15 protein-coding genes and 1 pseudogene are annotated in these 12,638 nt (G+C 41.1%); 2 read left to right on the forward strand and 14 right to left on the reverse strand.

Annotated features, from left to right (window positions below):
- Positions 1-155 precede the first annotated feature (155 nt).
- From AABM38_RS15820 to AABM38_RS15835, 4 genes are all read right to left on the reverse strand, one after another.
- Positions 156-644 (reverse strand): DUF3907 family protein, encoded by a 489-nt coding sequence (locus AABM38_RS15820; RefSeq protein ID WP_423407279.1) that lies wholly within the window; start codon positions 642-644, stop codon positions 156-158.
- A gap of 34 nt (positions 645-678) precedes the next feature.
- Positions 679-1,098, reverse strand: a complete 420-nt coding sequence (locus AABM38_RS15825) for a hypothetical protein (protein ID WP_423407280.1) — start codon at positions 1,096-1,098, stop codon at positions 679-681.
- A gap of 132 nt (positions 1,099-1,230) precedes the next feature.
- Positions 1,231-1,824: an SMC-Scp complex subunit ScpB gene (gene scpB, locus AABM38_RS15830; protein WP_423407281.1), complete on the reverse strand. Its 594-nt coding sequence runs from the start codon at positions 1,822-1,824 to the stop codon at positions 1,231-1,233.
- A gap of 5 nt (positions 1,825-1,829) precedes the next feature.
- Positions 1,830-2,573, reverse strand: coding sequence for a segregation/condensation protein A (locus tag AABM38_RS15835; protein ID WP_423407282.1), 744 nt, complete (start codon positions 2,571-2,573; stop codon positions 1,830-1,832).
- Positions 2,574-2,772: 199 nt separating this feature from the next.
- Between AABM38_RS15835 and AABM38_RS15840 the strand changes: the two genes are divergently transcribed.
- Entirely contained in the window at positions 2,773-2,877 is a 105-nt protein-coding gene (locus tag AABM38_RS15840) for a YjcZ family sporulation protein (protein ID WP_423407283.1), read from the forward strand.
- Positions 2,878-3,202: 325 nt separating this feature from the next.
- Complete coding sequence (locus AABM38_RS15845; RefSeq protein ID WP_423407284.1) at positions 3,203-3,736, forward strand: DUF309 domain-containing protein; 534 nt, start codon at positions 3,203-3,205, stop codon at positions 3,734-3,736.
- Between the two features lies 1 nt (position 3,737).
- Here AABM38_RS15845 and AABM38_RS15850 read toward each other — a convergent pair whose 3' ends face one another.
- From AABM38_RS15850 to AABM38_RS15895, 10 genes and pseudogenes are all read right to left on the reverse strand, one after another.
- On the reverse strand, positions 3,738-4,115 hold the full coding sequence (locus tag AABM38_RS15850) for a GNAT family N-acetyltransferase (protein ID WP_423407285.1): 378 nt from the start codon (positions 4,113-4,115) through the stop codon (positions 3,738-3,740).
- A gap of 426 nt (positions 4,116-4,541) precedes the next feature.
- A pseudogene (gene lysA / locus AABM38_RS15855) lies at positions 4,542-5,860 on the reverse strand (diaminopimelate decarboxylase).
- Between the two features lie 279 nt (positions 5,861-6,139).
- Positions 6,140-7,621: a spore germination protein gene (locus tag AABM38_RS15860; protein WP_423407286.1), complete on the reverse strand. Its 1,482-nt coding sequence runs from the start codon at positions 7,619-7,621 to the stop codon at positions 6,140-6,142.
- On the reverse strand, positions 7,608-8,183 hold the full coding sequence (locus AABM38_RS15865) for a stage V sporulation protein AE (RefSeq protein ID WP_423407287.1): 576 nt from the start codon (positions 8,181-8,183) through the stop codon (positions 7,608-7,610). Before AABM38_RS15865 ends, AABM38_RS15860 begins: the two co-directional genes overlap by 14 nt.
- Positions 8,184-8,215: 32 nt before the next feature.
- Positions 8,216-8,638, reverse strand: coding sequence for a stage V sporulation protein AB (locus AABM38_RS15870; protein ID WP_335375757.1), 423 nt, complete (start codon positions 8,636-8,638; stop codon positions 8,216-8,218).
- A complete protein-coding gene (locus tag AABM38_RS15875) occupies positions 8,628-9,245 on the reverse strand; it encodes a stage V sporulation protein AA (RefSeq protein ID WP_335375758.1) in 618 nt (205 codons plus the stop codon). The genes AABM38_RS15870 and AABM38_RS15875 overlap by 11 nt, the downstream gene beginning before the upstream one ends.
- Before the next feature lie 380 nt (positions 9,246-9,625).
- A complete protein-coding gene (sigF, locus tag AABM38_RS15880; protein WP_335375759.1) occupies positions 9,626-10,384 on the reverse strand; it encodes an RNA polymerase sporulation sigma factor SigF in 759 nt (252 codons plus the stop codon).
- A gap of 13 nt (positions 10,385-10,397) precedes the next feature.
- Complete coding sequence (gene spoIIAB, locus AABM38_RS15885) at positions 10,398-10,838, reverse strand: anti-sigma F factor (RefSeq protein ID WP_335375760.1); 441 nt, start codon at positions 10,836-10,838, stop codon at positions 10,398-10,400.
- Between the two features lie 3 nt (positions 10,839-10,841).
- A complete protein-coding gene (gene spoIIAA, locus AABM38_RS15890) occupies positions 10,842-11,192 on the reverse strand; it encodes an anti-sigma F factor antagonist (protein WP_207499872.1) in 351 nt (116 codons plus the stop codon).
- A 251-nt stretch (positions 11,193-11,443) separates the two neighbouring features.
- A complete protein-coding gene (locus AABM38_RS15895) occupies positions 11,444-12,616 on the reverse strand; it encodes a D-alanyl-D-alanine carboxypeptidase family protein (RefSeq protein WP_423410767.1) in 1,173 nt (390 codons plus the stop codon).
- Positions 12,617-12,638 lie beyond the last annotated feature (22 nt).

Consider the following 12,638-nt stretch of genomic DNA (forward strand, 5'->3'; position numbering starts at 1 on the left):
AGCTGTTTCTTTCTGACTGCAGACAAACTCGATGAAAATCGGGTTGTCTGCAGTCTAATTAAATTGTTTGGATGGTAAATGGAGCTGTTGATTTTCATTCCAATCAACTGGTGCCAGGAGCCAGCATCCGACCATTAACACAGCCTTTTCAATAATTATCGGGATTGGAGCATCTTTGTACGGTAATCTGTTTCGTAGTACTCCAACTCTTCTCTTATTCGCTGAAAGCTGCCCTCGAGGCCCAGCAGCAGCTCGCTTAATTCTGCAGATACTGGCTGCCTGAACTTTATAGCATTCTTCCCTGTATATGCCGACCTGCTATCCTCATACCACACATCACTTTTTGGAGAGAAGAATTCTTCAATGCACTGGTAATAAATCCTGTATAGTGTTTTTTCTGCAGCAGCCTTTGAAAATACTTCGGCCTGCAAAATGACCTTACAAGCATCGAGACCTTCTTCGCAATATACCGTCAGTTTCCTCAGGCTTGAAAGAATGGATTTATAATATTCTTCATTAGTTTGTTGTCCCTGTTGAAGTCTGGCAAGGGTTGTTTCGTTCAGAAATGCTTCCAGCTCGTGCACGCTTTTCGCCAGAAATTCCTTAACTTCTTCAATTTGTGTTTTAACGATTGTATTACCCAAAATAACACCCCCAATGGATTTTCATCAAACTTTTTTAGACTGGCTGGACAATATAATCTAAAGGCGAGCGTACTTCAAAAGCTCCTTTTTGTTCAATGCCCTCAATAATTTCAGGAAGCTTGTTAAAATCAAGACCACTGAAAATATCCGCGAATTCTCTTTGCACATTAATATATACCCTCTTACGATGGCGATATCCGGGATTTTTCAATAAAGCTGCCAGTGCAACAAGGTCTCTTAAATGAACTTCCCTTGATCCGGCCTTGAACGCTGGATCTGCTTCAAAGGGTGTGATGCTGCCAATCAATTCATCAAAATACCTGACATACAATACATGCAATGTTTTTTCTTTGCCGTCTTCAACAAAGGTGACTTCACTCCGGTTAAAAAAATCCTCAGACGTATTTGATTTCTCTTTTTCAAGTTCATACCCAACACATTGCTTAATAAGCATGTTATTCCTCCTGATGGACATTCATTCTATCAAAATAGATATGTATAAAGAAAATGCCTTCGATAACGAAAAGCATTTCCATTTAATAATTATTTAAATTTTATCATAAATTCTAAACTTTGTGCACAAAAGCTAGATATCCATATCAATCGTTTCCTGGAATTTTTCAAAGAAAAGATCTGCATCATCCTGGATATCATCTTCGTCAATCTTTTCAGGAAGCGGCGGGAGTTCCTTGATATTTTTCAAGCCGAAGTAATCAAGAAATTCCTTTGTAGTGCCATATAAAATAGCCCTTCCTGTTCCTTCCGCCCTGCCAACCTCTTTAATCAGCGCCCTGGAAGATAGGGTATGCAATGGTCTTTCTGTTTTCACACCGCGTATCTCTTCAATTTCAACCCTTGTGATTGGCTGTTTATAAGCTATTATCGCCAGTGTTTCAAGAGCTGCCTGTGATAGATGGCCGGCACCTGGTGATTCTACAAGTTTTTTTAAATAATCGGCATGCTCTTTTTTCGTGGCAAGCTGAAACACACCTGCAAGCTGAACGATCGTAATCCCTCGATTATCATCCTTTTCATATTCTATCTGCAATTCAGCCACAATCTCATTAGCCTTCAGTTCCTCCACGTCTAGCACTGCCGCTATTTGCTTGAGACTCAGTCCCTCATCTCCCGCAGCAAATAGCAGGCTTTCCAAAATACCTTTCCACTTAACAATTTCCAAGTTTTTTACTCCTTTCTTGCAGTCATAAAGATCTCAGCAAAGTTCTGTTCCTGCTGCACATCGATTTCCTTCCTTTTTATCAATTCAAGGATTGCCAAGAACGTAACGACAATGTGTTCACGATCAGAATCCGGGAACAAATCATTAAAACTCGTCCTCGTGCCCCTCGCTTTCAGGAAGTGGATGATTTCATCCATTCTTTTTTCAATAGATATTTCCTGCCGGGCAATTTTCGTAGACATCGGCTTCTGCAATTTCTTTCTTCTTAAAAGCTTTTGAAAAGCTCCAAGCATATCGTATAAAGAAATATTCAGGTCTGTATTTTCGGTTTTTATTTCCTTCGCATATTCAGTCAAATCACTCGGTGGCTTCGTATAGATAAGGCCTCGCTCTTGTTCGAGTGACTTTAAATCACTTGCGGCCTCTTTGAATTTTTTGTATTCGATCAGCCTTTCTACTAGTTCATTTCGCGGATCTTCCTCTTGTTCAAGCTCAAATTCATCAATGAGTTCTTCCTCATGCTTTGGAAGAAGCATTTTGCTTTTTATGGCCAAGAGTGTTGCTGCCATCACCAAATATTCACTTGCGACATCCAGCTGAACTTCTTTCATTGCATGGATGTACATGAGATATTGTTCAGTAATTTCCGCTACAGGTATATCGTAAATATCAATCTCCAGCCGATTGATCAAGTGCAGAAGTAAATCCAACGGGCCTTCGAAAGCCTCGATTTTCACATTATATTGCATCGTTTCCCACCAAAATTCCTATATTGAACTGCATCATTATATAAGTATAGTGGATTAGCATAAGGTTATCCATTACTAATTTCTATATGAATTTTTAAAATTCCTGATAAAACAGGGACTATCGCCCAAACCTTTAACTTAGTTTCGTCATATGCTGAAAATGTAAAGTAGGCTATTTTACTATCAGGAGGTAATGTGCATGTCAGATAAAAAAGGTCATGGATGCCACGGACTAGGAGCTGGTTTTGCTCTTATCGTAGTGCTTTTCATATTGCTAATCATTGTAGGTGCAGCCTGGCTATAAGGATATATGCCAGCCATCTAAATAGCACCCCACTATTCAGTGCCCGGCATCTGCCGGGCGTTTTCTCTTTCTTTTACTTTATGTAAGAATAGAGAAAAGCACCTTGCTATCTTTGTTATACTTTTGGCTCTGTTAAACAAGGCTGTTGATTTTCGTCCCACGCGCATCGTTCTACGTGCCTTCCACTACAACCAACAGGATTTAAAATCAACATTCAGCTATAACAGAGCATTCTTATAAAAAACACTACCTTCGTACATCAGTTTCTAATTTTATGAACCACTAAATTGTGCTAAGCTAGTGTTACTTGATGGGGGGGTTTTTAATGACTAAATATCCAAGATCATATATACAATATCTCGCCCATTTCCACGGAGACAGGGATTACTTTGAGTGCCACGAAATCCTGGAGGAATATTGGAAAGCGACGGATGCAGGCAATAAAAAATCCATCTGGGTTGCGTTCATCCTGCTGGCTGTATCAAATTACCATTACAGACGCAATAATTATGCTGGAGCGATAAGAACATTAAGAAAATCACTAGAAATTTTTTCTCTTGATGAGCAGAGCTGTCTGCGTTTAGGCCTTAATCATGAGGCTCTGATGGACATATTAAAAAAACGAGAGAAGAATTTACTGAACCAGATTCCTTATTTAAGTTATAACCTTCCTATTACAGATATGGAGGTTGTAAAGCTTTGCCAGGAGGAATGTAAAGAAAACGGCTTTAAATGGGGAGCTAAGAGTGACCTTAATGACGAGGAATTGATTAACAGACATTCTTCAAGAGACCGGAGCGAAGTCATAGCAGAGCGTAAAATGGCACTGGACGAAAGAAAAAAAGAAAAAAGGCAGTGATTTAACATCCACTGCCTTCCGCTGTATTTCCTTCTTGAATGCACTTTTCAAAAAATGCTATGGTTTCATCATTTGCTGATGCCTTCCAATCAGGAAACATCTCCTGGAGGGCATTGACCATCCTTTTGCCAATCCCCTGATGTCTATGAGATGGATTAACGGATATATGCTGAATCTGCATTATTTTTGGATCAATGAAGTTCACACCTAAAAGCCCGATGATGTCTTCATCTTCCTTCCATAAAAATAACTGCCAGGATTCGTCTGTTTCGTAATCCTTCATCGTTTGCTGCAGCTTTTTTAAATCCTTTTCATTAGGCATGAAAGACAATAGACCCATCGCAATCTTTTCGAATGCCTTTTTATAACGAATTAACATAAGTATCCCTCATTAGTGGTTTGACGGTAGTAATGGAATGATAACATGACCATTTTTTCCATTTTTCTTCTAAATTAAACCTTTATGCCCTATTCACTGATAGAGCCTAAATAAGCGAATGTGAAAAAAGCCTTTTAATAATATATGCTTTTAAGCAGTTCAGGTTCATACGATGTTGCAATTGATAATATCATACATAATCCAGGACGATTCTTCAATTAATTTTCTGTTCCTATTGTCCAGGAACAATATATAACCAGTAATAAGCCCCCCATGCAACAGCCATCAGCAATAAAAGCATAAATAACATCGAGTTATTTTTCTTCATACGGCATCCCTCCCAAACTGTAATTCTACAATAAGGCTGGGCAATTAGCCAATCTTTAAAATAATCAGCTCCGACTAAAAAAGCTGCAAATGCGCAGCTTAATTTTTTATTTTTTCTTTAATAGGCAAGTCTAATTTTACCATATCCTCAAATGTTTCACGGCGGACCACTAATGTATCCTTTGCGTCTTCAAGAAATACAACGGCAGGACGAGGCAAACGGTTATAATTATTAGCCATTGAATACCCATAAGCACCTGTGCAAAAAACAGCCAATAAATCCTGGCTGCCTGATTTAGGCAATGGAAGGTCCCAAATTAACATATCTCCTGACTCACAGCATTTTCCAGCAATTGATACTGTCTCTTCAGGCTTGTCCATCACCCTGTTCGCAAGGACCGCTTCATATTTTGCCTGATACAATGCCGGACGGATATTGTCACTCATGCCACCATCAACCGCAACATATTGGCGGACATTCGGAACATCCTTCCTCGAACCTATACGATAAAGTGTCGTACCGGCATCCCCTACAAGAGAACGCCCAGGTTCAATCCAAATTTCAGGCATTTTCATTGAATAGGAGGCAGCCTGTTTTTTAACCTCTGCGATAATTTCCACAACATACTGAGCTGCAGGAATCGGATCGTCTTCATTTGTATAACGTATCCCAAACCCTCCGCCAAGATTAAGAACCTTTGATTCGAATGAAAGTTCGTTTTTCCATTGATGCAATTTCTCAAAAATTTTCTGGGCAGCTAGTATAAATCCAGTCGTTTCAAAAATTTGCGAACCGATGTGGCAGTGAAGACCCAAAACTTCAAGGTTATTATCCTTCAATGCGCTTTGCATCGCCTCATCAGCCTGTCCGTTCTGCAAATCAAAACCAAATTTTGAATCTTCCTGACCCGTTAAAATATAGTCATGTGTATGGGCCTCAATCCCAGGGGTGACGCGAAGCAACACCTTCATTTTCCTCTTTTATCCCTACAGAGGCCTCGCAGCATTTCTAATTCATAAAAATTATCGACTACAATGCAGCCAACATTGTTTTCAATCGCCATGATAAGCTCTTCGCGGCTTTTATTGTTTCCATGAAAATGGATTCTTTCAGTAGGAAAGCCAGCTGCAAGCGCAGTATACAGTTCTCCTCCTGACACGACGTCCAGCGATAGCTCTTCCTCATCCGCCAGCTGAACCATGGCCACAGTTGAAAATGCCTTGCTAGCATATGCTACTTGAGCGGTAATTCCCGCATTATCAAATGTTTTTTTAAAGCTTCTTGCCCGTTCCCGTATTAAAGCTACATCATAGACATATAGTGGGGTTCCGTATTTCTCAGCCAATTGGACTGTATCAACACCGCCAATTTCTAAATGTCCAAGACGATTAACTTTTGCAGTTCCTTGAAATTCCATGCTGTCCCCTCATCCCTTGACAATATATGACCATTTTCGTTCATTGTTAGTCTGCTAAACGATTTTCACTCAGATCGAGCAATCCTGAGAATCTGTAATCAATCGAGCAAACTCTTGATGTTAAGTTTTTGCTCTGTTCACATTAACAACAATATTTAGAAAAAGTCTAATAAATAAATAGACAGTTCAGTCGTGAACTGTCTATTTTTTTTGCTTTAAGTCTTTAGTAAATTAAAAACACTTTACCATATTCTATTGGAACGTGCAATTGGAACTTGGTCATGAATTTGAAGGCTGTTTATAACGATTTTTAGCATGGACGATACTCGGCCTGATTTTGGAACCTGGAACAGCCCTCCTGATAATAATCTGCATGAAAGCTATTGGATGAAAAGGCATGAATGGCCACAGATAAGGGGTATTCAAAGACTTGATATTTGCGAGCATCAGCAGCCAAACTGTAGTGCCGACCATAAATCCAGGAACATGGAAAAGTGCTGTAACAATCAAAAGAAATACCCTGCCAATTTTATTTGCAATACTTAGCTCATAGCTTGGGGTCGCATATGTTCCGATAGCAGCCACTGCTACATACAGGATGACTTCGGGTACAAACATCCCTACATCAATGGCAATTTGACCGATCAGTACAGCAGCGATTAAACCCATAGCAGTTGATAAAGGCGTCGGTGTATGGATGGCAGCCATCCTCAGGAATTCGATCCCTCCGTCCGCAAGCATAATCTGCAAGAAAATCGGGATATTGGATTTGTCATTTGGACCAATGAAGTTAATTTTTTCTGGCAGAAGATCTGGATTCTGGACGAATAAATACCATAGTGGCAAAAGCAAAAGCGACGCGAGAACTCCTAGGAATCTTACCCATCTGACCATTGTCCCGACTGCTGGCGACTGCCTGTATTCCTCAGCATGCTGTAGATGGTGGAAATATGTTGTTGGTGTAATAATGACACTTGGAGATGTATCCACGTAAATCAACACATGCCCTTCCAGCAAATGGGTTGCAGCAACATCCGCACGCTCGGTGTATCTAACGAGTGGATATGGATTGTAGCCTTGTTTAACTAGAAACTCTTCAATTGTCTTATCTGCCATCGTAATTCCATCGATTTTGATCGTATTTAATTCCTTTTTGATTACTTTTATTAAATCAGGATTCGCAATATCCTTGATATAGGCGATGGCTACATCTGATTTGGAACGCTCTCCAACTTTCATCATTTCAAAACGCAGATTTTCGTCCCTAATTCTTCTTCTCGTCAAAGCGGTGTTTACAATAATATTTTCTACAAAGCCATCCCTTGAACCGCGGACTACCTTTTCAGTGTCTGGCTCCTGCGGCTGTCTTCCTGGATAACTACGTACATCGACAACAAAGGCCGTCCTCTCACCCTCGACCAAAATAACAATTAAACCTGATAAAACCTGATCAACCAGCTCATCCATTGTTTTAATTGTCTGTACGGATTGGTGCGTAATCCTATTCTCGACAATCATCTGAAGGTGCGTGGACAGCTTTTCATGGTCATTGATACCAACTAATTCTTCCACAATATGAATGATAAACTGAGTATCACATAAACCATTCACATAATAAAAGTGAACCTCTTTTTTTAGGATTTTCAGCTTTCTGACGCCAAGATCAAAGCTGTCTTCCAATCCTACCCGCTCTTTCATGTATTTTTCAGCTTCATGCAAGGAATCCGGTATAGGCAGCATATCGTGTTTATTCTTTGGCATTGAATCCGCTCCTTTCAAGGATGATTTCCACTGCTTTCTTCGTGATCGGTGCCCCGCGTTCGTAATGGTCGCGGCGAGCCATCTTGCCAATATCCCCAATCCCTATAATCAGAGGGACATTTAACTTATCTAAACAGTAAACCGTATCGCCATTGATCCTTCCCCGCTCCAGTTCCGGAAGTCCATGTTTATCAACTCCATATGGGGTAAGCTCTCCATCCCTGTCGATGCAGAAATCCACCTTGCTCCACTCTGCCATATGAGTTTTCGAAGCTACAGCAATGACTCCAAGTACATGGATATCCTCATGCTCGGCAACATATTTTAACGCCTGTTCACCTGCGCCCTCTCCAAGGAAGCCACTATCATCAAACATTACTAAAACAGGATCATTGGCTGCTTTTTTGATCAGGTTTACAAGACTTGGCCCCGAAAGGACGGACGGATTGCCATGCGAATGAGAAATACATCGCCCGCCAACGTCAGCTGCGACTCGTTCTACTGCTCGTCTGGCATAGTCATCGCCATCTGTAATTAAGATCACATTCCGTTTCTCGGCCATTCAATGCCGTCCTTTCTGATCCATCGTTTTTTTTACCGGCCGACAAAGTATATCCAGTGAAATAAGGAACCGAATACTTTGCCTAGAACAATTGCCATTAACAATATTTCAAGCTTGTCATCTACGCGAATTCTTTTTGCCAAAATAGGCAGTACATTAAGAACTTCTGTCAAAGCTGCCGCAAGCATGCCGACAAATATTCCTCCGGCCAAACCGAGCGGGATTGCCAAATACGGAGAGAAATTCAGTATAGGATCCCGAATGCTCCCGGCAGTTCCCAACAGGGCACCAAGAACTACAGACCATTCATACCATGAAATCAGGTTCATTGTTTTTGTCAATTGGGTAAGCCTTGGAATCACTCCCAGCACCGTCAAAAATGCTACAAATCCTGAGCCTACCGCCAGCCCGCTTGCAAGTCCCACCAGCATGATGAATAACACACTAATGATCATCTACGTGCTTCACGTTTTCCTTATTCTCATGGAGGATTACATATTGATCGAGCGATTGCTGGTAGTTGAACATTTCCACCTCGAGCGGGCTAGGCTCTTCATTAATCCTTTTTTTGAATACATGATTGAAAAATAAAATCATACCTAGACCAATTCCGATTGAATATGGAATTTGAAAGAGAAGAGGCTTTTTTTCCGTCTTTCCCGTCAAGATTGTATAAATGCGCTCCTGAACACTTTGCATGCTGACGTCCTCATGAAAATTCATGATAGTAAGGGCGGCACCGAAAAATAATAAAAACCATACAAGAAAGAAATACGGGATCGACATCCCCTTTTTTTTATAAATCACTTCCACAATAGTCTGGGGCGGCCCTAATGCCTGGACTTCATATTCAGGAAATTTTCCTGTGATAAACTTAATCACCTTCATCACATCAATGATGTGGATATGATCCTTAGGTGTCACCTTCAGGACCTGCAGCATAATAAGTTTGTCATAGATTTCTTCGCCAGCGATGATTTGCGCAATATCCTTTAACAAGAGTGATTCTTCTGGTTTGACTTGAACTCGATTGCGCATGCGAATATAAATCGTTTTTTCCATCAGATTCACTTCCAACACATTGTTTTCCTTGTATATTTAGTATGTTTAGCTGATGTTTTTTCATGAAGTCCAATAATTGGTTATGATAACGTTTTTTTGGCAATGGCTCTGTTAAACAAGGCTGTAGATTTTCGTTCCAGGCGCTTCGCTTTCCGCGGGGCTGGCGCTGAGCCTCCTCGTCGCTTTGCTCCTGCGGGGTCTCACCTGTCCAGCTTTAGCCCCCGCAGGACATTGAATTGCTACCTCGAATCCACCCGCGCACGATGGAAATGCGTTAGCATTTTCGGAGGAGTCTTCGCGCCTGGAACGAAGGTCAACAGGGTATAAAAATCAACATTCAGCTATAAAAGAGCCTTGGCAAAAAAAAAGCCGCATGGATATTAAATATCCATACGGCCTTTCATTTGCTGAAGTATTTTCTTTTCGAGTCGTGAGACCTGAACCTGGGAAATCCCTAGCCTCAATGCTACCTCCGACTGAGTCTGGTCTTTATAATATCTCAGGTACACAATCAGCTTTTCCCTCTCATCAAGTTCATTGATCGCTTCTTTCAAAGCGATTTTATCGAACCATCGTCCTTCTTCCCCATTATCGATCTGGTCAAGCAGGGTGATTGGGTCACCATCGTTTTCATAAACAGTTTCATGAATGGAAGCAGGTGTACGGCTAGCTTCCTGTGCCATGATTACTTCTTCAGGAGAAAGCTGGAGATACTCCGCAACTTCATTGACAGTTGGTACCCTGCCAAAATTCTTCGAAAGCTCATCTTTCGCTTTCCTGATTTTATTACCGGTCTCTTTCAATGACCTGCTCACTTTAACAGTACCATCATCCCTGATAAAGCGCTGGATTTCTCCAATAATCATTGGAACCGCGTAGGTAGAAAATTTTACGTCATATGAAAGGTCAAATTTATCAACCGATTTCAAAAGGCCAATGCTGCCAATTTGGAAAAGGTCGTCCGGGTCATACCCTCTGTTGAGGAAGCGCTGGACGACAGACCATACAAGGCGCATGTTTTTTTGGACAATCAAATCCCTGGCGGCCTGGTCTCCCTGCTGGCTTCTCAAAATCAGTTCTTTGACTTCATGGTCCTTAAGATACGTTTGGCTATTATCGTTTTTTACCTCCACATCCATAGGCAGAACTCCCTTAATTGCACAGCGCTTTGCTCTTTGACAGGTGCTTTTTCAAACGAATCTCTGTCCCAAAGCCGGGCTCTGATCTCACTTGTACTTCGTCCATGAAATTTTCCATAATCGTGAAGCCCATCCCTGATCTCTCAAGTTCAGGTTTGGACGTGTATAGAGGCTGCATCGCCTCATCGATATCAGATATACCAATTCCTTCATCCTTAATCAGCATCTCAACGGTACCTTCCTGCAATAAAACAGAGATGTACACCATTCCTTTGGCATCATTTTCATATCCATGGATAATCGAGTTCGTAACCGCTTCAGAAACAACCGTTTTGATTTCAGTCAGTTCATCCAAAGTAGGATCCAGCTGCGCAATGAAAGCAGCAACGGTTACCCTCGCAAATGACTCATTTTGGCTTAACGCGCTAAATTGAAGATTCATCTCATTCTTCATGGATCAAGCAACCCCCAATCTCTCTAATGCATATTCTTCAGTCGGTTCAAGACGAATAATCTTAAATAACCCCGACATGTCAAATAACCTTTTGATTGGCGGCGAGATCGCACAAACGACCATTTCTCCATGGAGCTGTTTAATTTGCTTATATCTTCCTAGAACTACACCAAGGCCGGAACTATCCATAAAGGAAAGATGCTCAAGGTTTAAGACAATGTGGCGGACATTTTCATTCTCAAGGGCTTTTGTTGCCTGCTCGCGAAGCTGGTCTGCTGTATGGTGGTCCAACTCACCGCTAATTCGAATACATAAGACGTCATGCTTCACTTCCATATCAATGTTAAGACTCACTATCCAAGCCTCCTTATCTGGTATAGTGAGTCAATTCTCTATTTCACAATGCAATTCCTTCTTAAGAACAAAACTAGTGTGAATTCGCTAAAACTAGATGGAATGACAGAGCATTCGACAACCCTTTAATTAGGATAGTATGTTCCATTATTTTAAGGCAGTTATCTTTGGACAGCTGATAATATTTTGTATTAAACAAGTAAATGATCGCAGTCAATTAGTTAATATTGCTGCCAACTGGTGGAAAACTATTATTTTTGGCTTCCAGCGCGTGTAAACATACCAAAGGAACGTTTATATAACGTCCACCAGTTCGCTTTTTCTACTTTTGTATCCGCAACAAGCTGTGTTTCAGCCAAAACTTTTCCGTTTTTAACCAGTTTTAGCGTACCTACCTTATCGCCTTTCTGAACTGGTGCTTTTAGGGACTTATTCAGTGTGATTTTTTGTTTTACATCTTTGATGTCTTCTCCTTTTTTCGTTAACAGTGAGACACTTTCAGATGTCACCGCGTTTACCATTTGCTTATCGCCTTTGCTGATTGCTGCTTTGCCAAGCGGATGACCTTTTTTGAACATAGGATGAGTCTGGTACTGGCTAAATGCATAATCCAGCATCTTCGTCACCTGTGCATTCCTTGCTTTGGAAGTAGGAGCTCCAAACACTACTGCGATTGCGCGCATACCTTCCTTTTGAGCAGTGGCAGTAAGACAATATTTCGCTTCATTTGTAAATCCAGTCTTCAAACCATCGACGCCGGGATAGAAACGGACAAGTTTATTTGTATTGACAAGCCAGAATTTCTTGTCTGAATCCTCGCGCAGGTAGTCTTCGTATGTTCCGGTGAATTTTGTGATTTTTTCATATTTCAATAGTTCTTTTGCCATCATGGCCATATCATATGCAGAGCTGTAATGGCCATCGACAGGCAGTCCTGTCGTATTTTTAAAAACAGTATTCTTTAGACCTAATTCCTTTAATTTATCATTCATCATTTTTACAAAAGCTTCCTCAGATCCGCCGATACGTTCGGCCATTGCAACAGCTGCATCATTGCCAGACCCAATCGCAATTCCTTTCAGCATCTGCTCAACGGTCATTTCTTCTCCTGGCTCCAGGAAGATTTGGGAACCACCCATTGAAGCTGCATACTCGCTTGTACGAACCTTCTCATCCATTTTCAGCCTGCCCTCATCGAGAGCCTCCATAATCAGAAGCATGGTCATAATTTTCGTCATGCTTGCAGGTGGAAGCTTTTCATGACTGTTTTTTTCAAATAACACTTCTCCAGTGTCTCGCTCAATCAATATTGCCGAGCTGGCTTCATTTGCAAGGCCTGGGTCCCCTTCATTGGCATATCCTTTTGGTACTATAAAAGCAGTGCTCAAAATACTTACAAGCAGTAAACTGGCTAACTTTTTCAGATTCATGGACATAACCCTCCTA

The sequence above is a fragment of the Heyndrickxia sp. MSNUG genome (assembly GCF_049532715.1).
Lineage (GTDB): Bacteria > Bacillota > Bacilli > Bacillales > Cytobacillaceae > Mesobacillus.